Here is a 21692-nt window from a genome sequence, read left to right as displayed (position 1 = left end):
GTACGAAAGTAGGTCTTAGTGATCCGGTGGTTCTGTATGGAAGGGCCATCGCTCAACGGATAAAAGGTACTCCGGGGATAACAGGCTGATACCGCCCAAGAGTTCATATCGACGGCGGTGTTTGGCACCTCGATGTCGGCTCATCACATCCTGGGGCTGAAGCCGGTCCCAAGGGTATGGCTGTTCGCCATTTAAAGTGGTACGCGAGCTGGGTTTAGAACGTCGTGAGACAGTTCGGTCCCTATCTGCCGTGGACGTTTGAGATTTGAGAGGGGCTGCTCCTAGTACGAGAGGACCGGAGTGGACGAACCTCTGGTGTTCCGGTTGTCACGCCAGTGGCATTGCCGGGTAGCTATGTTCGGAAAAGATAACCGCTGAAAGCATCTAAGCGGGAAACTTGCCTCAAGATGAGATCTCACTGGGATCTTGAATCCCCTAAAGGGCCGTCGAAGACTACGACGTTGATAGGTTGGGTGTGTAAGCGCTGTGAGGCGTTGAGCTAACCAATACTAATTGCCCGTGAGGCTTGACCATATAACACCCAAGCAATTTGCTTAAGAAGCGAGTTGCGGTGTGTGAAGACGCACGAACCGAAAGTTTGCAGCACACAAACCTATTACATACCCATTCGCTGGAACGTTGCCCAAACAACGGCTCAGCTACAGAATTTCTTGACGACCATAGAGCATTGGAACCACCTGATCCCATCCCGAACTCAGCAGTGAAACGATGCATCGCCGATGGTAGTGTGGGGTTTCCCCATGTGAGAGTAGGTCATCGTCAAGATTAAATTCCGAAACCCCAATTGCGAAAGCAGTTGGGGTTTTGTCTTTGCGCTGGCGAAAACTAGTAGAGCGGCCCGGTATCTACCGGGCCTAATCTGCTTCAGGCGGGTACCTGCCCGGGCTGTAGGCGGGTGATCCACTTGCCGTGCTGCTCCGCATCCCTGAGCGCCTCAAGCTTTGCCGGCAGTTCGTTGAAGTCGAAGGGCAGCAGGGGCGAGGCCCTGAGCTGACCTTGTGCAACCTGCTGCAGCAAATAGGCACCCTGTTGCTGGTAGCGTTGCCAATCCGCCTCAACGCCGTGTACATGAAGACTGTTCAATGCCACTTCATGCAGGGAGACGGCTGTGCTGAAGGCTGGCAGCGGTGCTGTCTCCTGGCGATCCTGAATGCACACCAGGTGCCCGTTATAGCCCAGCAACTCGGCCAGGTTTGCCGCGTGCCTTGCGCTGACCGTATCGAAGATGGCCGACAGCCGACGGCTACCCAGGCGTGCTTGCAATTCGGATCGCCACTCTGGTCGGTGATAGTCGAAAACTCCAACCACACCCTGCTCCAGCAGTTGTTCATGATGCTTGGGCGAGGCTGTGGCCCAGACCCGCATCCCCCTCTGTACCGCCATCTGTGCCAGTAACGAGCCCACGGCGCCGCCGGCACCCACCACCAGCACATCCCCCACGCCCGCCTGGGGCAGCTTGTCCAATGCTTGCAGGGCCGTCAGACCGGGACAAGGCAAGGCCGCCGCCACAGCGTCATCCAGCTCATCAGGGAGGACAATGGCGGCCCTGGCATCGATCAGGCTGTATTCGGCGAAGCTGCCGTCAGCGCTCAACCCCTGGTGATAAGCCACCCGGGTTCCTGGTCGGATGCTCGCATCAGGACCTGCTGTCACCACCACCCCGACACCGTCCACGCCCGGTACATGGCCGTCCCGCCAGTCGTCGTGGCCCCACTCGATCATTTTCCAATCCACTGGATTCAACGCAATCACGCTATTGGCGACCAGCAGTTGCTTGGCCGATGGTTGCGGCAGGGCTTTACGGATTGATCGCAGGCCAGGCAGGCCCGATCCCCGGGTCCAGCCCCAGGCCACGTATTCGGTTGGCATCTTCATTCTCCATCAGGTTTTCGAGACGCCCTTGCACCAGCTAGGCTGGCCAAGGGCACCTTGCAGTCTCCCCAGTGGGCAAGGCAGGAAAAACCCAATAATCGGAACAACACCCTTGATCACAGGTCAATAATGCCCCTGCGGCCAGCACCATTGATCAGCCATGGGAGAAATCCTGGCAAAGTCGGCGGCCGGTTTTTGGTATCGTGCAGCTCTTTTTTACGCACCCGATTTCACCCGCACGGATCAGCGCCGATCTCTATTTCACCGAGAAGCTGTAGCAATGCCCGAAGCGATTCCAATCAAGGACCACGAGAAAGAAACCCGCCTGGTCAATAAGCGGCTGCTGGCCTGCGCCGTGCTGGTGGCCGCCATCAGTTGCGCACTGGTCGCGCGCATGTATTTCCTCCAGGTAGTGGAGTTCGATTACCACTCCACCGTTTCGCAGAACAACCGTGTACATGTGCTGCCCATCACCCCGACCCGTGGAGTGATCTATGACCGTAACGGGGTGGTCCTGGCAGACAACCGCCCCAGTTTCAACCTGACCATCACTCGCGAACGGGCCACCGACCTCAAGGGTGAACTGGACACCGTGGTCGAACTCCTGCACCTGCCGCCCGAAGACCGGACACTGTTCGACAAGGAAATGAAGCAGGCCCGCCACCCCTTCGTCCCCGTTACCTTGTTCTACCAGCTCACCGAGGAGCAGATCGCCGTATTGGCGGTTAACGAATACCGCCTGCCGGGAATGGATGTCGAAGCCCAGTTCGTCCGTCACTACCCCCTCGGGGCGCATTTCGCCCATTCCATCGGTTACGTCGGGCGGATCAACGAGAAGGAGGCCAAGACCCTGGACTCCGTGGAGTACCGTGGAACCCAGTCCATCGGCAAGACTGGTATCGAGAAGTTCTACGAGGCCGAGCTGCATGGCCATGTCGGTTACGAAGAGGTGGAGACCAACGCCCAGGGACGGATCATGAGGGTGCTCAAGCACACCGATCCGGTCCCCGGGAAAAGCATTGTCCTGAGCCTGGACGTGAAGCTCCAGGAAGCTGCCGAGCAGGCCCTGGGTGACCGTCGCGGCTCGGTGGTGGCCCTGGACCCCTCCACCGGCGAAGTGCTGGCCATGGTCAGCAATCCCAGCTTCGACCCCAACCTGTTCGTTACCGGCATCAGTTTCAAGGAATACGCCGCCCTGCACGACTCCATCGACCGGCCACTGTTCAACCGGGCGTTGCGCGGCCTCTATGCGCCGGGCTCGACCATCAAGCCGGAAGTGGCGATCGCCGGCCTGGATACCGGCGTGGTCACCCCCTCCAGCCGCGTCTTCGATCCGGGCTACTACCAGTTGCCGGACTACGACCACAAATACCGCAACTGGAACCGCAGCGGCGATGGCTGGGTGGACATGGACGCGGCGATCATGCGCTCCAACGACACCTACTTCTACGACCTGGCCCACAAGCTGGGCATCGATCGCCTGCACGACTACATGGCCATGTTCGGCCTCGGCGAAAAGGTCTCCCTGGACATGTTCGAGGAAGCCTCGGGGCTGATGCCGTCCCAGGCCTGGAAGCGCGCCACCCGCCGCCAGGCGTGGTTCCCGGGAGAAACGCTGATCCTCGGCATTGGCCAGGGCTACATGCAGGTGACGCCGCTGCAGCTGGCCCAGGCCACGGCACTGATCGCCAACAAGGGAGTATGGAACCGGCCGCACCTGGCCAAGACCGTCGATGGCGTGGCCCCGGTGGACCCGCATCCGATGCCCAACATCCTGTTGAAGGACCCGCGCGAGTGGGACCAGGTCAACCATGGCATGCAGATGGTCATGCACGATCCTCGCGGCATTGCCCGCGCCGCTGCTGCCGGGGCCCAGTACCGGATTGCCGGCAAGAGCGGTACCGCCCAGGTGGTGGCGATCAAGCAGGGCGAGCGTTATGACCGCCTCAAGACCCGCGAGCGCAACCGCGACAATGCCCTGTTCGTCGGCTTCGCTCCGGCCGAGCATCCGCAGATCGTGATCTCGGTGATGATCGAGAACGGCGAGGCCGGTGGCCGGGTCGCCGGCCCCGTGGTGCGGCAGATCATGGACGCCTGGCTACTGGACCAGAACGGCCACCTCAAGCCGCAGTACGCCGCACCGGCCAAGGCTCCTGGCGATCCCCACGTCTGAGTCAGCGCAGCACCAGGCTGTCCGGCACCTGCTCGTGGATACTGAGCATGTGCTGGATGCTCTGGAGAAACAGCGCCTCGGCCTGGCTCATCTTCTGCTCACGGTTCCACAGCAGCTGGATATCGAAATCCACCACCCCATCCTCCGGCGGCAGCGGCCACAGCAAGCCCTGTTCGACGTCCCGGCGCACCAGGTGGATCGGCAGGCAGCCAATGCCGAAACCGGCGCAGATCAGCCGATGAATTTCCTCGAAACTGGTAGAAGAGGCGACGATCTTGCCGGTAAAGCCCTGCTGATCGCGAAACAGCGTCAGGGGTGACAGGTTGCCTCCCAGCTGGTCGCTGGTGAAGCTGACGAAGTTCTCCGTGGCCAGCTGTTGCAGGCTCAGGTTGGCCTGCCCGAACAGCCGATGGCGTGGGCCGCAGAAATAGGCGTAGCGCTCCCGGAACAGCACACGCTGCTCCAGCCTGGGCTGCGGCAGCCGGCACAGGCCCACCCCCAGGGTCGCGGTCTTTTGCAGCAGCGAACTGATGATGTCCGGACTGCCCAGCACCTCCACCTCCAGCTCGATCTTCGGGTGCGCGGCATGGAAGTCCGCGAGGAACTCATCGTAGTGCCGGGCCTTCACCCCACTGACGGTGAGAATCCGGATCTTGCCCACCACGTCGTCCTGGCGGCTTTGCACCACGGTGCCCAGGCGCGAGATATCGCCATAGATATCGGTGGCGATGCGCAGCACCTCCTCGCCGGTCTCGGTGAGTTCGAAACGCCGTCCGCTACGGACGATCAACAAGCAGTCGAGCTGCTCCTCGAGCCGCTTGAGGGCCTGGCTGACCGCCGACTGGGTGATGTGCAGGCGCGCGGCGGCGCGGCTCATGCTGCCTTCCTGGCCGATCACCAGGTAGGTGCGCAACAGGTTCCAGTCCAGGCGATCGTTGAGAACACGCCGTCCGGCCCAGGAGCCGGTTACAGGATCGAGTGTCGACATGGGGCTCCTCTAAAAACGACCTGCCTCGCCTACGTTTTTAGAAGCGCCCATGGGGAGCTCTAGTAGTAGCAAGGCTAATAGTTAGGATAAGAATTCGAAAATTGACTAATCCTGGCACGGCGGCGATAAAGCCCACAAGCGCCATAGAGCGCCGCCTGACCAAGCCTTCAGCACCTGCCCATAACTACAAATACACAGGTCCTTGCATGCACAGCACCCCTCAGCCGCGACGCGCCGCGGCAGCGGCCTTCATCGGCACCACCATCGAGTTCTACGACTTCTACATCTACGCCACGGCCGCGGCCCTGGTGCTGGGACAGGTGTTCTTTCCCAGCAGCGACCCGGTGACCAGCACCCTGGCGGCGTTCGGCAGCTTTGCCGTGGGGTTCGTCGCCCGGCCCATGGCGGGCATGGTCTTTGGCCACCTGGGTGATCGCCTCGGACGCAAGAAGATGCTCCTGGTGACCATGGCACTGATGGGCCTGGCCACCACCGGCATCGGCCTGCTGCCCAGTTATGCCAGCGTCGGCATCTGGGCGCCCATCGGCCTGATCGTGTTGCGGTTGATCCAGGGTATTTCCGTCGGCGGCGAGTGGGGTGGGGCGGTGCTGATGGCCAGCGAACATGCTCCGGCCCGGCGCAAGACCTTCTACGCCTCCTTCGCCCAATTGGGCAGCCCGGCCGGCCTGTTGCTGGCATTGATCGCCTTTCGCCTGGTCACCAGCCTTGCCCCCGAGGACTTCCTCGCCTGGGGCTGGCGCCTGCCGTTCCTGGCCAGTGGCGTGCTGATGATGGTGGGCCTGATGATCCGTAGCGGGGTGCATGAGTCGCCGGAATTCGCCAAGGCCCGGGATAACCAGGAGACAGCGCGTTACCCGGTGCTGGAGGTGATCCGCGACTGCTGGCGGCAGATCCTCCTGGCCGCGGCGGCGGTGACCATCGGTTCGGCCGGTTTCTTCTTCACCAACACTTTCATGATCACCTACGTCACCCAGTACCAGGGTATCCCCCGGGCCACCATCCTCGACTGCTTGTTCCTGGTCACCGTGATCCAGCTGCTGTCGCAACCGCTCTCGGCCCTGCTGGCCGAGCGCATCGGCGAAGGGCGCTTCCTGACCCTGGTGGCCCTGCTGTGCATGGTCACGCCGTACCCGATGTTCCTGCTGGTCGGTACCCAGAACATCCTCTTGATGACCCTCGGCATCGCCCTGGCGGTGGTGATCCTGTCGGCGCTGTACGCGGTGATCGCCGGCTACATGACCCAGGCGTTCCCGGTGCACCTGCGCTACTCAGGCATCTCCATCGCCTACCAACTCAGTTGCGCCCTGGCCGGCGGCACCACGCCGCTGCTGGGGACGCTGCTGGCCAGCAAGTTTTCCGGGCAATGGCTGCCCCTGGCGCTGTTCTTCAGCCTGCTGTCGGCGTTGTCGCTGATCGGCGTCTGCGGCTTGGCGCGCATGCGCGCCAAGCCGGTGGTCCAACCCGCTCCCCAAGAGGTGTATCCGTGAGCAAACCTGAACACATGAGTGCCGTCGAATGGCAAGCCCGTTGCGAACTGGCGGCGCTGTATCGCCTGGTGGCGCACTTTCGCATGACCGACCTGATCGACACCCACATCACCTTGCGCATCCCCGGGCCCGAGCACCACTTCCTGATCAACCGCTATGGAGTGATCTTCGACCGCATGCGTGCCAGCGACCTGGTGCGCATCGATCAGGAGGGGCGCATCGTCGATCCCCACTACAGCGGACACCGGGTCAACGCCGCGGGCTTCGTCATCCACTCGGCGATCCACATGGCCCGTCCCGACCTCAATTGCGTGATCCATACCCACACCGCCGCGGGCATGGCAGTGGCGGCCCAGCAGCAGGGCCTGCTGCCCATCAGCCAGCACGCGCTGAAGTTCTACGGCAAGCTGGCCTACCACACCTATGAAGGCATCGCCCTGTCCCTGGACGAGCGCCAGCGCCTGATCGCCGACCTGGGCCCGCACAAGGCCATGATCCTGCGCAACCACGGCCTGCTGGTGGGCGGTGCCAGCGTGGCCCACGCCTTCCACGAGATCCACTTCCTGGAGCGCGCCTGCCAGGCCCAGGTACAGGCCCTGGCCGGTGGCTCGGTGCTCAACTACCCCTCGCCACAGGTCTGTGCCCACACCGCCGAGCAGTTCGAGCGCGACGATGCCGACCACATCATCGAGCTGGCCTGGGACGCGGCCCTGACCCTGATCGAACACCAGCGCGAGTCCTACCTGTCATGAGCCCTGTGGTGCTGCTGTCCCGTGACCGACTGTTGCTGCAACAACTGCAGCAGGCCTTTGCCCGCAGTGCGCCGCAGGTGCAGGCATTGCTGGCGGATGACCCCGGGGCTGCCGAGGCACGGCTGGCGGCCTGCTGGTTCCCGCCGCCGGGCAGCCTGCGAGCCTTGCCGGCATTGCAGTTGATCCATTCGGTGGCGGCCGGCATCGATCACCTGGAACACGATCCAGGCTGCCCGCCATTGCCGGTGTGCCGGGTGGTGGACCCCGGACACCGCCAGGGCATGACCGAGTACGTGCGCTGGGCGGTGATCCACTACCACCGGGGCTTCGACCGGGTACTTGGGCAACAGGCCGGGCACTGCTGGGAGCGGCCGCTGCAAGTGCCGGCGCAGGACTTCAAGGTCGGGGTCATGGGCCTGGGTTCCCTGGGCGCAGCCATCGCCCAGGACCTCGCCGGCGCGGGCTACCAGGTGCGTGGCTGGGCCCGCAGTGCCAAGCAGTTGCCCCAGGTGCGGTGCTTTGCCGGCGCCGAGGCGCGGGATGGCTTCCTCGACGGCCTGGACCTGCTGGTCAACCTGCTGCCCCTGACGCCCGAGACCCGGGGCATCCTCGGTCATGCCACCTTCGCCCGGCTGGCGCCAGGGGCGGCGCTGGTCAATTGCGGGCGTGGCGGGCACCTGCGGATCGACGACCTGCAACAGGCCCTGGCCAGTGGCCAACTGCGCGGCGCCTTGCTGGATGTCTTCGACCAGGAGCCGCTGCCGGCGGAGCATCGGCTATGGAGCCTGCCCGGGGTCACCGTCACCCCGCACATGGCCTCGGCCGCCTCCCACGATTGCATTGCCCGGCAAGTGGCGGAGAACCTGCGCCGCCTGGAGGCGGGCGAACCGCTGCTGAACCTGGCCGACCGCCGCCTGGGTTACTGAGCGTCCAGGCACGCCTGCAAGTGTTCGAGGAACAACGCCTCGGCGCGGCTCAGGCGCTGCTCGCGGTTCCACAGCAGGTGGATGTCGACATCGGCGATGCCCTCGTGGGGCGGTAGTCGCCACAGCAACCCGCTGTCGACATCGGCCGCCACCACATGCTCCGGCAGGCAGCCGATGCCGAACCCGGCGATCACCAGGCGGCGCACTTCTTCCAGGCTGGGGGAGGAGGCGACGATACGTCCGCTGAAGCCCTGCTGGTCGCGGAAGATGGTCAACGGCGAGAGCATGCCGCCGATCTGGTCGCTGGTGAAACTGACGAAGTTCTCCCGTTGCAGGTCGCCCTCGGCCACATCCGCGCGGCCGAACAGCGGGTGGTGCTTGCCACAGAAGAACGCATAGCGCTGGCGCAGGAACAAGCGTTGCTCCAGGCGCGGCTGCGGCCGGCGGTTGAGGCTCAGGCCCAGGGTCGCGGTCTTCTCCTGCAGGGCGCTGACGATGTCCGAGCTGCGCATCACGTCCACCTCCAGGTCGACCCGTGGGTGCTGGCGATGAAAGTCCGCCAGGAACTGGTCGAAGCGTTCGTTGCAGATGCGGCTGATGATCAACAGCCGGACCTTGCCGATCACCTCGTCGGCGGGCTGCTCCAGCACGCTGCCGACCTGGGACACCTGGCCGTAGATCTCGCCGGCCAGGGCGAAGATCTGCTCGCCGACTTCGGTCAGGGCAAAGCGCGGGCCGCGGCGGGCGATCAACTGCCGGCCCAGTTGTTCCTCCAGGCGCTTGAGGGCCTGGCTCACCGCGGGCTGGGTCAGGTGCAGGCGCGCCGCCGCACGGCTGATGCTCAGTTCCTGGCCGATCACCCGGAAGGTGCGCAGCAGGTTCCAGTCCAGGCGGTCGTTGAGCAAGCGGCGGGCATCGTGGTCGGACATGGCGAAGGCTCTGGGGCGGGCGAGGGCTTGATAATAAGCCAGGATAATAATCGAGATAACCAATAGAAAATTGACTGATTATCCCCGGCCGCGGATAAATCCACTCCACAACGGCGCCCGCAGAAGGCGCCTGCGCTGCACCGTCCTCCTGCCAGAACAACAATCAAGGGAGCCTGATCCATGTCCTCCGCCTCGCCTCAACCGCGCCGGGCCGCTGCCGCCGCGTTCATCGGCACCATGATCGAATGGTACGACTTCTACATCTACGCCACGGCCGCAGCGCTGGTATTCGGCGCCTTGTTCTTCCCCTCCAGCGACTCGCTGTTCAGCACCATGGCGGCCTTCGGCACCTTCGCCGTGGGCTTCTTCGCCCGGCCTCTGGGCGGCATCATTTTCGGCCATATCGGCGATCGCATCGGGCGCAAGAAGTCCCTGGTCATCACCTTGCTGATGATGGGCGTGGTCACGGTGTGCATCGGCCTGCTGCCGACCTACGCGCAGATCGGTGCCACGGCGCCGGTGCTGCTGATCCTGTTGCGCATCGTCCAGGGCATCGCCGTGGGGGGCGAGTGGGGCGGGGCGGTATTGATGTCCGGCGAGCATGCGCCCAAGGGCCGGCGCAACTTCTTCGCCTCTTTCGCACAACTGGGCAGCCCGGCCGGGTTGATCCTCTCGCTGCTGGCGTTCAGCGCCGTGACCCGCTTGCCCGAGGAAGCCCTGATGAGCTGGGGCTGGCGCCTGCCGTTCCTGGCCAGCGCGCTGTTGCTGGTGGTGGGCCTGGCGATTCGCCTGGGGGTCGAGGAGTCGCCGGAATTCCTCGCCAGCCGCGAGCGCGCCGCCAAGGCTGCCCGCCATGAGCAGGCGCCGGTACTGGAAGTCCTGCACAGCGCCTGGCGGCCGTTGCTGCTGTGCATCGGCGCCAACACCCTGGGAATCGCCGGGGTGTACTTCACCAACACCTTCATGATCGCCTATAGCACCCAGCAGCTGCAGATTCCCCGGTCGCTGATCCTCGAGTGCCTGTTCGTGGTGGCGATCATCCAGTTCTGCATCCAGCCCCTGGCCGCCTGGGTTGCCGAGAAGATCGGCGCCACGCGCTTCCTGTGCCTGGTGGCGCTGCTGGCCATGGCCTCGCCATACCCGATGTTCGTGCTGGTGAGTTCGGCCCAGGCGCCGCTGATGATCCTCGGCATCGCCCTGGCGGTGGTGTGCATGGCGTCCTTCTATGCGGTGATCGCCGGCTACGTCAGCGGCATGTTCGAGACCCGGGTGCGCTACACCGCGATCTCCCTGGCCTACCAGGTCTGCGGCGCTGTGGCCGGTGGCCTGACACCCTTGATCGGCACCTGGCTGGCCCATCGTTTTCTCGGCCAATGGTGGCCGATGGCGCTGTTCTACAGCCTGATCGCCGCTGTATCGCTGCTGTGCGTGCTAGCCCTGGCCCGCCGGCACGCCGCTGCCCATCGCCTGGAAATGGCATCCCACGCCTGACTGTCTGGAGAACCTGAAGATGTTGAAGATCAATGGCGAACGCCTGTGGGCGAGCCTGATGGACATGGCCGAGATCGGCGCCACCGCCCGTGGCGGTAGCTGCCGCCTGGCCTTGAGCGAAGAGGACAAGGCCGGTCGCGAACTGTTCGCCCACTGGTGCCGCGAAGCCGGGCTGAGCCTGAGCGTCGATCCCATCGGCAACCTGTTCGCCAGGCGCCCCGGAACCGACCCGCAGGCTGCGCCGGTGATGATCGGCAGCCACCTGGACACCCAGCCCGAAGGCGGCCGTTTCGATGGGGTCTACGGGGTGCTGGCGGGGCTGGAAGTGCTGCGCAGCCTGAACGACCAGGGCATTGCCACCTGCAAGCCGCTGGAGCTGGCGGTCTGGACCAACGAAGAGGGCGCGCGCTTCACCCCGGCGATGTTCGGCTCGGCGGTGTTCACCGGGGCGATGGCCTTGGAAGATGCGCTGGCGGTGCGCGACGCCGAGGGCATCAGTGTCGCCCAGGCTTTGCAGAACACCGGTTATGCCGGCCAGCGGCCCTTGGGCGGGGCGGTGGATGCCTACTTCGAAGCGCATATCGAGCAGGGACCGATCCTCGAAGACAACGCCAAGAGCATCGGTGTGGTCAGCGGTGGCCAGGCCATCCGCTGGCTCGACATCCAGGTCGAAGGCATGGCCGCCCACGCCGGAACCACGCCGATGCCATTGCGCAAGGACGCCCTGTATGGCGCGGCGCAGATGATCCTGGCGGTGGAGCGACTGGCCGCCGATTTCGCTCCCGAGGGCCTGACCACCGTGGGTGAGTTGAGCATCGCCAAATCCTCGCGCAACACCATTCCCGGCCTGCTGCAATTCACCGTCGACCTGCGCCATCACCAGGACGAGCAGATCGCCGCCATGGAGCAACAGGTCCAGCAGCGCCTGGAGGGCATCGCCCGGCAACGGGGGCTCAAGGTGCACATCAGCCGCCACTGGGTCAGCCCGGCCACGCCGTTCGACGCCGACTGCGTGGCAGCGGTGCAGGAGGCAGTGGACGGCCTGGGCTACCCTCAGCAGTCCATCGTCAGCGGCGCCGGCCATGATGCGATCCTGCTGGCGCGTTACTGCCCGACCGCCATGGTGTTCATTCCCTGTGTCGGCGGCCTGAGCCACAACGAAGCCGAAGATGTCTTGCCCGAGGACGTGCGCCAGGGCGCCGATGTCCTGCTTAACGCCGTGCTGGCCCGTGCCGGCCGGGTCGCCTGAGGAGCCTTGCATGCGCAGTTTTTTCCACCCCGAACAATTGCTTCACCATCCCCGGAGCTATTTCTCCCGAGGCCAGATGCGCACGCCCCAGGAAGTGCCCGAGCGGGCCCGGCGCCTGGTACAGGCGGTACACACCCTGGGTTTCGCCCTGGAGCAACCGCTGGATGCCGGCCTGCAACCCCTGCTAGCGGTGCATGGTGCGGCCTACCTGGAGTTCCTCGAACAGGCCCATCGGCGCTGGAAGGACATCCCCGAGGACTGGGGCGAGGAGGTCATGTCCAACATCTTCGTGCGTGAGCCCAATGCCCTGCGTGGTGTCCTGGCCCAGGCCGCGCGCTACCTGGCCGACGGCAGTTGCCCGGTGGGCGAGTGGACCTGGCGCTCGGCCTACTGGTCGGCCCAGAGCGCCATCGCCGGGGCCAGGGCGCTGCTCGATGGCGAACCGGCGGCCTACGCCCTGTGCCGCCCGCCGGGGCACCATGCACGGGCCGAGGCTGCCGGTGGCTTCTGCTACCTGAACAACGCGGCCGTCGCCGCCCAGGTGCTGCGGGAGCGATACAGCCGGGTCGCGGTGCTCGACACCGACATGCACCACGGCCAGGGCATCCAGGAAATCTTCTACGAGCGTAGCGACGTGCTGTATGTCTCGGTGCACGGCGACCCCACCAACTTCTACCCGGGCGTCGCCGGTTTTGCCGAGGAACGTGGCAGCGGCGCGGGCCAGGGCTACAACCTCAACCTGCCCATGGCCCACGGTGCCAGCGAAGAGGATTTCCTCGCGCGGCTGGAGCAGGCCCTGGCCGCGGTACGGGCGTTCGATGCCCAGGTGCTGGTGCTGTCCCTGGGCTTCGACATCTTCGAGCTGGACCCGCAAAGCAAGGTGGCGGTGACCCGTGCCGGCTTCGCCAGCCTGGGCCAGCGTATCCGCGGCCTGGGCCTGCCATGCCTGATCGTCCAGGAGGGTGGTTATCACCTGGAAAGCCTGGAAGACAACGCCCGGGCCTTCTTCGCCGACGCCGCTGCCTGGGCCTGCTGACCGGATCAGACGCTGGCTGTGTGTTTGCCAGGGGAGCGGCTGGACGGCACTCGCCCTCTGGCGCGAGCCTTTACCTTTCCCTGAGTGTTGGCATCTGCAACGGCCCGAGTGTCCCGCAACACCATCGCCGGTGCTGCGGGAACGGGCTTGCCAAGGTGTCAGCTGGCGCTGCTGGAGTACACCCGCTGGCCGCCTTTCCAGGTCTCATGCACCGTGATGTCGCGGAGGCTGGTGGCCGGGACGTTTTCGTCCAGCGGGTCCTGCTCGAGGATCACGAAGTCGGCGAAGTTGCGCTCAGCCAGGGAGCCGGTCCAGGCTTCGGCATTGCACTGCCAGGCGGCATCGTAGGTGATGGCCTTCAGCGCTTGTTTACGCGTCAGGCACTCTTCGGGGTTGAGCACCGGCAACTGTTGCGGGTCCCGTACATAAGGCGTCTGTCCTGGGAGGCGCAGGCCTTCCATCTTGCGCGTTACCGCCTGCTCCATCGAGCGCAGCGGGCCCAGCGGCGTGACCGTGCAATCGCTGTGCAGGGAGATCCGCAGGTCCTTGCCCAGGGCCATCTGGCACAGGTCGAGCATGGTGTCGGCGCGATTCTCGAAGATCGCCTGCTGGAAGGCGTAGCCCCAGTAGCCGACATGCCCCACCAGGAAACTGGGCGACAGCCCCAGCTTGACCATGGTCTTGAGGCGATCTTCGCTGAGCAGCGAGCAGTGTTCGATGCGGTGGCGCTTGTTCAGGCCCACACCCTGCTCGAAGGCTTTCTGGTAGGCCTGCAGGGTGAAGTCGATGGCCCGGTCGCCATTGGCGTGGATCATCAGCGGCCAGCCCTTGGCGGCGACGGCCTGGACCAGGTCCTGGTAGGCGACGGGGAGGTCTTGCGGATCCTGCTCGCCCTTATCGCAGAAGTTGAAGTTGCCCTTGGGGCGGGTACCGGCATTGCAGCAGTAATCGGCGGTCTGGTAACCGGTCAGCCCCTGGTTGGAACCGTCCGAGACCAGTTTCACCGAGCCTTGGTACATGCGCTTGGCCTGTTCGCGGGTGGCCGGCTGATAGGCCGGTAGCTGGCCGATGCTCTTGGCCGTGCCGTTGCAGGCCGCGGCGTAGCCGATGCGCAGGGTCCGCGGATGGTTGAGGAAATAGGCATCCAGCAGCAGCTTGGAGATGGGGTCCATCATGGCGTCGTACAACAGGGTGATACCGCGCCGCGCGGCGGTGGCGAAGTAGTGGTCCAGGCGCTTGAAGATGTTGAGCATCTCCAGTTGCTGCTTGAGGGGAATGACCAGGATCGCCTTGAGCACATCCTCTTCCTGCACCGTGCCGTTAGTGACCGTGATCCCGGCCTTGGTGACCAGTTCGCTGGCGGCGCTGTTCAGGTAGGCGGTGTGCATCGAGGCGCTGACCAGCAGCATCGGGTGCAGCTTGTCGATGCTGTCCAGGTTGCCGACTTCTTCGTCGAAGCCGCAGCCCAGGGTGATGAGCTGGTTCTGGCCCCCGGGCACCACCTTGAACGGCATCAGCGCCGGGTCGACCATGTGCCCGAGGATCCAGGTCGAGTTGTCCTTGGGGAGCTGGGCCTGGATGGTGCTCTTCAGCCAGTTCCAGTCATAGACGGGGCGCAGTCGCTGGTTCTGCCGCTCGTCGTGGTTGAAGGTTTTGCTGTCGGGGTCGGTATCCACGTCATTGACGATGGCGCCCAGGTTCAACCAGCCATCCATGGCACAGCTCTGCACGATATGGGCGTGGGGTTCCACCAGGCCGGGGAGCAGTGTCCTGCCGCCCAGGTCCTGGGTGGTGTAGGTGAGCTTCAAGTCCTGCATGCGCGCCTTGACCTCGGCCAGGGTGCCGACGGCCACCACATCGCCGGCATGGATGCCCAGGGCCTCGACCCGGTCGTCCATATTGCCCTCGCGCAGCGGATAGATGGTGCCATTGGTGAAGACGATGGATGCGCCGTCCGGCTCCTGCAGCGGGCCATGGGCTTCGCGGGGCAGCCCGGCCATGTAGCGGGCCGGGTCGAGGCTGTGCTTCAGCGCTTCCCAGACCGGGTTGTGGCATCCGCACTGGATGTAGTCGTGATCATTTCCATTTGATCCCATGATGCGTTCCTCAAGGTTCTTGGTGGTTTGAGGGGGAAAGGTTCATGAGCCAGGAGCACGGGCAGGTACGATCCGGCTCGCGCTGAGCGTAGCAGCCGTTCGCCGGGCGAGTTGGCCCATTGCCAGGAGCGGCCCGGTCCTGCGCCGGCCCGTGGCGGGGTTGGTTGGGGGGCGGATTGGCAAACGCAGGCAGCCCTCGAGGATTTCCAGGCGCGCCGCTAGATATGCAACCAGGCCAACGAACCCAGCAGCACGCTGGCCCCGGCCGTGCCATAGGCTAGGCGCGCCAGCCATTGCTTGCGGGTCAGCAGGGTGATGGCTGCCATCGAGATCGCGATCTGGATCGCCATCATCGCCTGGGCCCAGCGATGGTGCTGGTGCAAGGCGGCTTCGGACTGTTCATCCCAATCCTGGGCCTGGGCTTCCAGGGCTTCGGCCTTGAGGCGCACCGCTTCCTTTTCCTTCTGGTAGCGCTGGGCCTCGATGCCATAGTGCTTGGCATCCACTCCGGGAATATGAGTCGCCAGCTCCGCCAGGTTCTGCCGACTGGACTTGGCCTGGTAGTAGTTCCACTGGTTGGCCGCCTCGGTCTTCTTCATCGCTGCATTGTTCTTGTCCATCGCCGCCAGACTCTCGCTGGAGCCGGCCTGGTAGCTCAACAGGGCGCCAATGGTGGCCATGATCGCCGTCATCACCGCAATCTTGCTGGCGAAACCATCGCTGCGGGCATGGGCATGTTCGCTTACGTGTTCCAGGTGCTTTTCGTGGGGGCTGGGCACTTCGAATTCTTCGGTCATGGCGATCGATCAGGAAGTAGGGAGGGGGGAAGTATCAAATTGTAACTACGGTGCCGACGCCCGGTTGGTCTGGCGCAATGTTGTTCAGCCAGGCGACAGCCTGGCGTTGCCGATGGTGAAAGCGTGCTGAGCCGGGCAACGGGGGTGCTCGAAGGATAATGACCATTTTGCGATAACAGAAAGGAGATTCTCGTTAGACGGTCGTCAGATGCCTTCCTAAAGTAGGCCCATCGTCTCATCGAGTATCTTCCATGCCTATTTACCGGGGGCCCGCGCTGGCCCTGTGCATCTTCCTGGGCGCCTGTAGCGTCGGGCCACAGCGTGCCCCCAGTACCACCTTAAGCCTGCCTGCTGATCCATCTCCGGCGCGCGAGCCTGGGAGCGACCAATGGTGGCGCCTGTACCAGGACCCGGCATTGAATGCCGCCGTCGAGGAGGCACTTAGCCACAACCGCGACTTGCGGGCGGCGGCGGCCAACCTGTTGCAAGCCAGGGCCCTGTTGCGTGAAGCCGATACCCTGGACCAGCCGCAGACCCAGTTGTCGGCCAACGCCGGTTATGGCAGCACGGCGGACGACCAGCTGGAAGCGGCCCTGGGCGACAACCGACGTATCCGCACCGGTACTCGCTACGGCATCGGCCTGGATGTGCAGTGGGAGATGGACCTGTTCGGTCGCTTGCATGGCCTGGAGCAAGCGGCCCGGGCCGATGCCGACGCCGCAAGGGCTGCCGAGGACGGCCTGCGGGTGGTAGTGGCCGCCGAGACCACCCGCGCCTGGCTGCAAGCCTGCAGCTACGGCCAGCGCCTGGGTGTGGCGCGCCAGTCCCTGGCACTGGTGGAGCAGGGGCGTGACCTGACTGCCGAGCTGCATCGTTCCGGCGCCGCGCTGCCCCTGGACGTGGCCCGGGCCGAGGGGCTGGTGGGCCAGGTGCGCGCCGCCGTGCCGCCACTGGAAGCCGGGCGCCAGCGGGCCCTGGCCGAACTGGCGGTACTGTTGGGACGCCTGCCGGGTGATGTGCCGGCCCGGGCGCAAGCCTGTCGCCAGCCTCCGGCGCTGATTGCCAGCCTGCCGGGCGATGATGCCCTGGCCATGTTGCGTCGGCGGCCGGACGTGAGCCAGGCCGAACGTCGGCTGGCGGCGGCCACGGCGCGTATCGGCGTAGCCCGGGCCGAGCTCTATCCGCGTATCAGCCTGGGTGCCGGGATCGCCAGTTCGGCCCATCATCCTGACGGTTTCGACGAGCGCGACGCCTCGGTCTGGCGCCTGGGACCGTTGCTGTCCTGGAGCTTTCCCAATATCAGCGCAGTACGTGCCCGGATCGCCCAGGCCGATGCCCGTGAAAGCGCAGCGCTGGCGGAATTCGACCGCAGCATCCTGGTGGCGCTCAAGGAGCAGCGCCAGGCCCTGAGCGACTACCAGGCCGCCGGGCAGCGCCAGCAGGACCTGCAGCTGGCGGCCGAACGCAACCACGAGGCCCTGCGCCTGGCCGGCCTGGCCCGCGCCGCCGGAGCGTCCAGTGCCCTGGACTACCTCGATGCCCAGCGCACCGATGTGGCTTCCCGATCCGCAGCGGCGCGGGCCGACGGCCAACTGATCGACGCCCAGGTCCTGGTATTCAAGGCTTTCGGCGGCGGCTGGCGCAATGCCCCGCCGGTGATCCTGCCCACCGTGGACCGTGACAGCCACGCATCGTCCTTTCGCTCCTCCTCCTCTCAAGCCACTGGCGAGTCCCTGCAATGACCGATACCGCTTCTACTTCCGCTTCCCCTGTCCATGGCCTGACCCGACGCCGCCTGTTGCTGTACGCCGGGCTGGTCCTGGGCCTGCTGCTGATCCTGGCCTGGAGCCTGTACTGGTGGTTCAACGGTCGTTTCCTGGTGGTGACCGACAATGCTTACCTGCGCGCCGATATCGTCACCATCGCGCCCAGGGTGGCCGGCTACCTGGCCAGCGTCGAGGTACGTGACAACCAGCTACTCAAGGCCGGCGACCTGCTGGCCCGGATCGACGACAGCGATTACTCGGCACGGGTGGAGCAGGCCGAGGCCGTGCTGCGCGAAGCCCGTGCCGAATTGCGCACGGGGCAAGCCCGGTTGGCCAACCTGGGGGCGCGCCAGCAGCAACAGCAGAGCCTGATCGGCGAGGCCCAGGCACAAGTGAGCGCGGCCCAGGCCGAGTCGTTGCGCGCTGGCCAGGAAGGGCGCCGGCAACGGCACCTGGCCAGCCAGCAGGTCAGCAGTGTGCAGCAATTGGAAAGCGCCGATGCCCTGGCGCGCCAGGCCGACGCTGCGTTGGTCGCTGCCCGGGCCAGCCTGGCCGCGCGCCGCCAGCAAGTGGCGGTGCTCGATACCGAGCAGCAGAGTGCCCGGGCCCAGCTGGACAAGCTCGAAGCCGGCGTGGCCCGCAGCGAGGCCCAGTTGCGCCTGGCCCGTATCGACCTGGCCCGTACCGAGCTGCGCAGCCCCGTGGATGGGGTCGCCGGGCAACGCAGCCTGCGCGCAGGGCAGTATGTGGAAGTGGGGGCGCCGCTGCTGGCGGTCGTGCCCCAGGAGGCCTACGTAGTGGCCAACTACAAGGAGACCCAGGTCGACGGCATGCGCCCCGGGCAAGTCGCCCAGGTCGAGGTCGACGCCCTGGGTGGCCAACGGCTCAGCGGTCGGGTGGAGAGCTTCGCCCCGGCCTCTGGCGCGCAGTTCGCCCTGCTGCCACCGGACAACGCCACCGGCAACTTCACCAAGATCGTGCAACGCATGCCGGTGCGCATCCACCTGGACCCCGGGCAGCCGCGCCAGGCCGAGTTGCGCCCAGGCATGTCGGTGGTGGTGACCGTGGATACCCGCCATGACTAGTGCCGAGCGCTTGGCCGAGCCAGCGGCCGAGGCAGTGCCGGCGATCAGCCTGCGTACCTGGGTGGCGGTGTTGGGCAGCGTGGTTGGCTGCTTCATGGCCGGAATGAACGTGCACGTGACCAACGCCTCGCTGCCGGATGTGCGCGGCTCCTTGGGCGCTACGTTCGAGGAGGGCTCATGGATCACCACTGCCTACCTGGTGGCCGAGATCATCATCATCCCCATGACCGGCTGGCTGGTGTCGGTCTTCTCCATGCGCCGGGTGCTGATGGTCGGTACCGCCGGCTTCGTACTGTTCTCCATCGCCTGTTCCCTGGCGCCGAACATCCACAGCCTGATCCTGGCGCGGGTGCTGCAGGGAGCCTTTGGCGGCGTACTGATTCCGCTGTCGTTCCAACTGATCGTCACCGAGCTGCCGGCGGCCCGCCATCCCCTGGGCATGGCGCTGTTCGCAGTGGCCAACAACGTCGCCCAGGCGGCGGGCCCATCCCTGGGCGGCTGGCTCACGGATGCTTACTCCTGGCGCTGGATCTTCTACCTGCAAGTGCCACCGGGGTTGCTGCTGCTGGCAGCCATCGGCTGGTCGGTGCGCCCGCAGCCCATGGTCCTGGAGAAGTTGCGCCAGGGAGACTGGGGCGGCATCGCCAGCATGGCGGTGGGCCTGGCGGCCTTGCAGATCATGCTGGAGGAGGGCGGGCGCCATGATTGGCTGGCCTCGTCGTTCATCGTCAACTGCGCGGTGCTGGCCTGCGTCGGCCTGCTGGCCTTCACGGTCATCGAACTGCGTCGCCCGCAGCCACTGATCAACCTGCGGCTGCTGGCTCGCTACAACTTCGGCATCGCCAGCCTGATGCAATTCACCTTCGGTGCGGTGGTATTCGGCGTGGTGTTCCTGGTGCCCAACTACTTCGCCGAGATCCACGGCTACAACGCCCGGCAGATCGGCCTGATGATGATTCCCTACGGCCTGGTGCAGTTCGCCATGTCCTTCGCTACGCCGCACCTGATGCGCTGGACCAGCGCGCGAACGATCATCATCGCCGGCTTTGCCATTACCGGCATCGGTTGCCTGATGAACATGCACCTGAACCCCGATGCCTCGGTCAACGTCATCGTGCCGTCGCTGGTGATCCGTGGCATCGGTCAGTCGCTGGTGGTGGTGGCGCTGGGGGTGATGGCCATCCAGGGGTTGGAAAAAGACCAGGTGGGTTCGGCCTCGGGGCTGTTCTCCATGGTGCGCAACGTCGGTGGCGCCATTGGTATCGCCCTGTCCAGCCAGGTGGTGGTGGAGCGTGAGAAATTCCATGGTCAGCGCATTGGCGAGTCGGTGAGCCTGTTCGCCCAGGCCACCCAGGAGCGTCTGGTGGAGTGGGTGCGGATGCTCGCCCAGGTGCCGCTGGACTACGCCAGCGCGCTGCATTCGGCGGCGGCCGCGCCCTTGCGCCGACAGGCCCTGGAATTGATGAACCGGGTGTTGCATCGCGATGCCCTGCTCATGGCCTACAGCGATGCCTTCCTGCTGGCTGGGGCCGCGATGTTGTTGTGCGTGCTGGCCGGATTGCTCCTGCGCCGGGCCTGAATGCTCAGCGGTAGAACTCCGATGGCGGGGTGCCGAACTGGCGCTTGAAGGCGGCGGCGAAGGCACTCTGGCTGTCGTAGCCGTGTTGCAGGGCCACCTGCACCACGGGCATTCCCTGGGCCAGGCACTCCAGGGACATCAACAACCGCGCCTGCTGGCGCCAGCGGCCGAAGGTGATGCCGGTGTGGCGCTGGAACTGGCGGTGGAAGGTCTTGGCGCTCATGGCCAGGCGGTCGCTCCATTGCTCGGCGGTGCGGTTGTCCGCCGGGTCTTCGGCCAGGGCCTGGCAGACCTGGAGCATGCGCGGTTCCTGGGGCCAGGGCAGGCTGAATGGCAACACTGGCAGCGAGCGCATTTCATCGAGTATCAGGCGCATCAGCCGGCCATCGCGGCTATCGGCCTGGTAGTGCTCATCGACCTGGGAGGCGGCCAGGATCAATTCGCGCAGCAACGGCGAGACCTCGATCACGCAGTCGTTCTCGGGTAGGTCGCTGATGGCGTCGACGTTGACGAACAGGCTGCGCATGCGCACAGCCCCGCGCATGCGCACCCGGTGCTCGACCCCGGCCTGCAGCCAGACTCCGCGGCTGGGCGGCACCACCCAGCGTCCGGATTGGGTATCGATCACCAACACGCCTTCGATGGCATAGGCCAGTTGCGAGCGGGGATGGCTGTGGGAGGGGATCACATGGCCGTTGGGATAATCCACGGCAATGCTGGTGACCGGTACCGCCAGGCTGTCGATGGACGAAACTACAAGCAGGTCGGACATGGATGCATCGCCTCCAGGCAGGACAAAGGGTGTCCATCATAAAGTGCAATGTCCATTTCGAGACAATGAAAGAGCACTTGCTGCCGTAGTCTCAGTTGCTGCCGATAATCCGCGATTTCAACGTAGGCCGCTAACAAGCGCATTGGCAGCAGAACGCCAGGCAAAAAAAAGCCCGCGATGAGCGGGCCAAATGGGATTCGTTAAGGAGTGACTCTCAATCTAAGGCTGGCGAGGTGAAAGAGCTGTGAAAAAAAGGTCGCGTTTAAGAAAACGCGCATTGGTTTTTTCCTGAATCCCACAGATCTTTAGGAATTATCTGATGTGGCCAGTTGTGGCCTCCCACGTAACATGGCTCCCTGCTCGCCCAGCCAAAGGGGGGCTTCGGCTGAGATACCACTGCCGAAGTAATGGGCGAGCACCCTTTCTCCCCCCGACTCCTCGCTTGAATCGCCACTTCCTTTATTTCCGCCCTGCACTGCCAATTCATCGCCTGTACGGCGTGCCTGCCAAATCGTGCAGTTCAGCGCCTGCGTTGCGGGTGCCCACCCGGCGTAACCGGACAGGCTGCTGAGGTGCGAGGTGCGAGGTGCGAGGTGCGAGGTTGGCAGAGGGTGGGTCATTAGAGCCTGCGGTGGTGGCTGGCGCAGGCTCT

General features: G+C 64.9%; 16 protein-coding genes and 2 rRNA genes (1 of these 18 running past the window's edge). 12 read left to right on the top strand and 6 right to left on the bottom strand.

Features of this window, described 5'->3' with window-relative positions; genetic code table 11:
• Positions 1-534: ribosomal RNA gene (locus ATY02_RS25640) — 23S ribosomal RNA — on the top strand; it begins 2358 nt to the left of the window's first position.
• A 136-nt stretch (positions 535-670) separates the two neighbouring features.
• Positions 671-786 (top strand): 5S ribosomal RNA (rrf, locus tag ATY02_RS25635).
• Positions 787-885: 99 nt separating this feature from the next.
• Here the strand turns inward: rrf and ATY02_RS25630 are convergent.
• Positions 886-1890, bottom strand: coding sequence for an alcohol dehydrogenase catalytic domain-containing protein (locus ATY02_RS25630; RefSeq protein ID WP_068582661.1), 1005 nt, complete (start codon positions 1888-1890; stop codon positions 886-888).
• A gap of 283 nt (positions 1891-2173) precedes the next feature.
• Between ATY02_RS25630 and mrdA the strand changes: the two genes are divergently transcribed.
• The gene (gene mrdA / locus ATY02_RS25625; RefSeq protein WP_068582665.1) at positions 2174-4066 is read left to right on the top strand and encodes a penicillin-binding protein 2; all 1893 of its coding nucleotides are present in this window, start codon (positions 2174-2176) and stop codon (positions 4064-4066) included.
• A 1-nt stretch (position 4067) separates the two neighbouring features.
• Here mrdA and ATY02_RS25620 read toward each other — a convergent pair whose 3' ends face one another.
• Positions 4068-5054, bottom strand: a complete 987-nt coding sequence (locus ATY02_RS25620) for a LysR family transcriptional regulator (protein WP_068582668.1) — start codon at positions 5052-5054, stop codon at positions 4068-4070.
• 206 nt (positions 5055-5260) lie between these two features.
• Between ATY02_RS25620 and ATY02_RS25615 the strand changes: the two genes are divergently transcribed.
• Genes ATY02_RS25615 through ATY02_RS25605 form a run of 3 tightly spaced genes read left to right on the top strand, consistent with a single transcriptional unit; the run spans position 5261 to position 8240 of the window.
• Positions 5261-6562, top strand: a complete 1302-nt coding sequence (locus ATY02_RS25615; protein WP_164823716.1) for an MFS transporter — start codon at positions 5261-5263, stop codon at positions 6560-6562.
• On the top strand, positions 6559-7314 hold the full coding sequence (locus tag ATY02_RS25610; RefSeq protein WP_068582717.1) for a class II aldolase/adducin family protein: 756 nt from the start codon (positions 6559-6561) through the stop codon (positions 7312-7314). Before ATY02_RS25615 ends, ATY02_RS25610 begins: the two co-directional genes overlap by 4 nt.
• A complete protein-coding gene (locus tag ATY02_RS25605) occupies positions 7311-8240 on the top strand; it encodes a 2-hydroxyacid dehydrogenase (protein WP_068582714.1) in 930 nt (309 codons plus the stop codon). Before ATY02_RS25610 ends, ATY02_RS25605 begins: the two co-directional genes overlap by 4 nt.
• Here ATY02_RS25605 and ATY02_RS25600 read toward each other — a convergent pair.
• Entirely contained in the window at positions 8234-9169 is a 936-nt protein-coding gene (locus ATY02_RS25600; RefSeq protein ID WP_068582712.1) for a LysR family transcriptional regulator, read from the bottom strand. The genes ATY02_RS25605 and ATY02_RS25600 overlap by 7 nt on opposite strands.
• A gap of 180 nt (positions 9170-9349) precedes the next feature.
• Here ATY02_RS25600 and ATY02_RS25595 point away from each other — a divergent pair, with 180 nt between their 5' ends.
• The 3 genes from ATY02_RS25595 to ATY02_RS25585 are packed head-to-tail and all read left to right on the top strand — an operon-like array spanning position 9350 to position 12945.
• Positions 9350-10660 (top strand): MFS transporter, encoded by a 1311-nt coding sequence (locus ATY02_RS25595; protein WP_068582709.1) that lies wholly within the window; start codon positions 9350-9352, stop codon positions 10658-10660.
• A gap of 19 nt (positions 10661-10679) precedes the next feature.
• Positions 10680-11909 (top strand): Zn-dependent hydrolase, encoded by a 1230-nt coding sequence (locus ATY02_RS25590; RefSeq protein WP_068582706.1) that lies wholly within the window; start codon positions 10680-10682, stop codon positions 11907-11909.
• A 10-nt stretch (positions 11910-11919) separates the two neighbouring features.
• Positions 11920-12945, top strand: a complete 1026-nt coding sequence (locus ATY02_RS25585; RefSeq protein ID WP_068582703.1) for a histone deacetylase family protein — start codon at positions 11920-11922, stop codon at positions 12943-12945.
• 158 nt (positions 12946-13103) lie between these two features.
• Here ATY02_RS25585 and ATY02_RS25580 read toward each other — a convergent pair whose 3' ends face one another.
• Entirely contained in the window at positions 13104-15041 is a 1938-nt protein-coding gene (locus ATY02_RS25580; RefSeq protein WP_068582700.1) for an amidohydrolase, read from the bottom strand.
• 218 nt (positions 15042-15259) lie between these two features.
• Positions 15260-15838: a DUF4337 domain-containing protein gene (locus tag ATY02_RS25575; RefSeq protein ID WP_068582697.1), complete on the bottom strand. Its 579-nt coding sequence runs from the start codon at positions 15836-15838 to the stop codon at positions 15260-15262.
• 251 nt (positions 15839-16089) lie between these two features.
• Between ATY02_RS25575 and ATY02_RS25570 the strand changes: the two genes are divergently transcribed.
• Genes ATY02_RS25570 through ATY02_RS25560 form a run of 3 tightly spaced genes read left to right on the top strand, consistent with a single transcriptional unit; the run spans position 16090 to position 20268 of the window.
• Complete coding sequence (locus tag ATY02_RS25570) at positions 16090-17580, top strand: efflux transporter outer membrane subunit (RefSeq protein ID WP_068582694.1); 1491 nt, start codon at positions 16090-16092, stop codon at positions 17578-17580.
• On the top strand, positions 17577-18689 hold the full coding sequence (locus ATY02_RS25565) for an HlyD family secretion protein (RefSeq protein WP_068582691.1): 1113 nt from the start codon (positions 17577-17579) through the stop codon (positions 18687-18689). The genes ATY02_RS25570 and ATY02_RS25565 overlap by 4 nt, the downstream gene beginning before the upstream one ends.
• On the top strand, positions 18682-20268 hold the full coding sequence (locus ATY02_RS25560) for a DHA2 family efflux MFS transporter permease subunit (RefSeq protein ID WP_068582688.1): 1587 nt from the start codon (positions 18682-18684) through the stop codon (positions 20266-20268). The genes ATY02_RS25565 and ATY02_RS25560 overlap by 8 nt, the downstream gene beginning before the upstream one ends.
• Before the next feature lie 4 nt (positions 20269-20272).
• Here the strand turns inward: ATY02_RS25560 and ATY02_RS25555 are convergent, their stop codons facing one another.
• Positions 20273-21040: an AraC family transcriptional regulator gene (locus tag ATY02_RS25555; RefSeq protein ID WP_068582682.1), complete on the bottom strand. Its 768-nt coding sequence runs from the start codon at positions 21038-21040 to the stop codon at positions 20273-20275.
• Positions 21041-21692 lie beyond the last annotated feature (652 nt).

Origin of the sequence: Pseudomonas sp. BIOMIG1BAC (assembly GCF_001705995.2) — a bacterium.
In the GTDB taxonomy this organism is placed as follows: domain Bacteria; phylum Pseudomonadota; class Gammaproteobacteria; order Pseudomonadales; family Pseudomonadaceae; genus Aquipseudomonas; species Aquipseudomonas sessilinigenes.
Note: the sequence above shows the minus strand (reverse complement) of the source record. Positions and strands in the feature narration are given on the sequence as shown.

Excerpts from the sequence above, each read along its gene's own strand:
- ATY02_RS25630 (WP_068582661.1), bottom strand. The coding sequence starts at position 1,890 with ATGCCAACCGAATACGTGGCCTGGGGCTGGACCCGGGGATCGGGCCTG.
- mrdA (WP_068582665.1), top strand. The coding sequence starts at position 2,174 with ATGCCCGAAGCGATTCCAATCAAGGACCACGAGAAAGAAACCCGCCTG.
- ATY02_RS25620 (WP_068582668.1), bottom strand. The coding sequence starts at position 5,054 with ATGTCGACACTCGATCCTGTAACCGGCTCCTGGGCCGGACGGCGTGTT.
- ATY02_RS25615 (WP_164823716.1), top strand. The coding sequence starts at position 5,261 with ATGCACAGCACCCCTCAGCCGCGACGCGCCGCGGCAGCGGCCTTCATC.
- ATY02_RS25605 (WP_068582714.1), top strand. The coding sequence starts at position 7,311 with ATGAGCCCTGTGGTGCTGCTGTCCCGTGACCGACTGTTGCTGCAACAA.
- ATY02_RS25600 (WP_068582712.1), bottom strand. The coding sequence starts at position 9,169 with ATGTCCGACCACGATGCCCGCCGCTTGCTCAACGACCGCCTGGACTGG.
- ATY02_RS25595 (WP_068582709.1), top strand. The coding sequence starts at position 9,350 with ATGTCCTCCGCCTCGCCTCAACCGCGCCGGGCCGCTGCCGCCGCGTTC.
- ATY02_RS25590 (WP_068582706.1), top strand. The coding sequence starts at position 10,680 with ATGTTGAAGATCAATGGCGAACGCCTGTGGGCGAGCCTGATGGACATG.
- ATY02_RS25585 (WP_068582703.1), top strand. The coding sequence starts at position 11,920 with ATGCGCAGTTTTTTCCACCCCGAACAATTGCTTCACCATCCCCGGAGC.
- ATY02_RS25580 (WP_068582700.1), bottom strand. The coding sequence starts at position 15,041 with ATGGGATCAAATGGAAATGATCACGACTACATCCAGTGCGGATGCCAC.
- ATY02_RS25575 (WP_068582697.1), bottom strand. The coding sequence starts at position 15,838 with ATGACCGAAGAATTCGAAGTGCCCAGCCCCCACGAAAAGCACCTGGAA.
- ATY02_RS25570 (WP_068582694.1), top strand. The coding sequence starts at position 16,090 with ATGCCTATTTACCGGGGGCCCGCGCTGGCCCTGTGCATCTTCCTGGGC.
- ATY02_RS25565 (WP_068582691.1), top strand. The coding sequence starts at position 17,577 with ATGACCGATACCGCTTCTACTTCCGCTTCCCCTGTCCATGGCCTGACC.
- ATY02_RS25560 (WP_068582688.1), top strand. The coding sequence starts at position 18,682 with ATGACTAGTGCCGAGCGCTTGGCCGAGCCAGCGGCCGAGGCAGTGCCG.
- ATY02_RS25555 (WP_068582682.1), bottom strand. The coding sequence starts at position 21,040 with ATGTCCGACCTGCTTGTAGTTTCGTCCATCGACAGCCTGGCGGTACCG.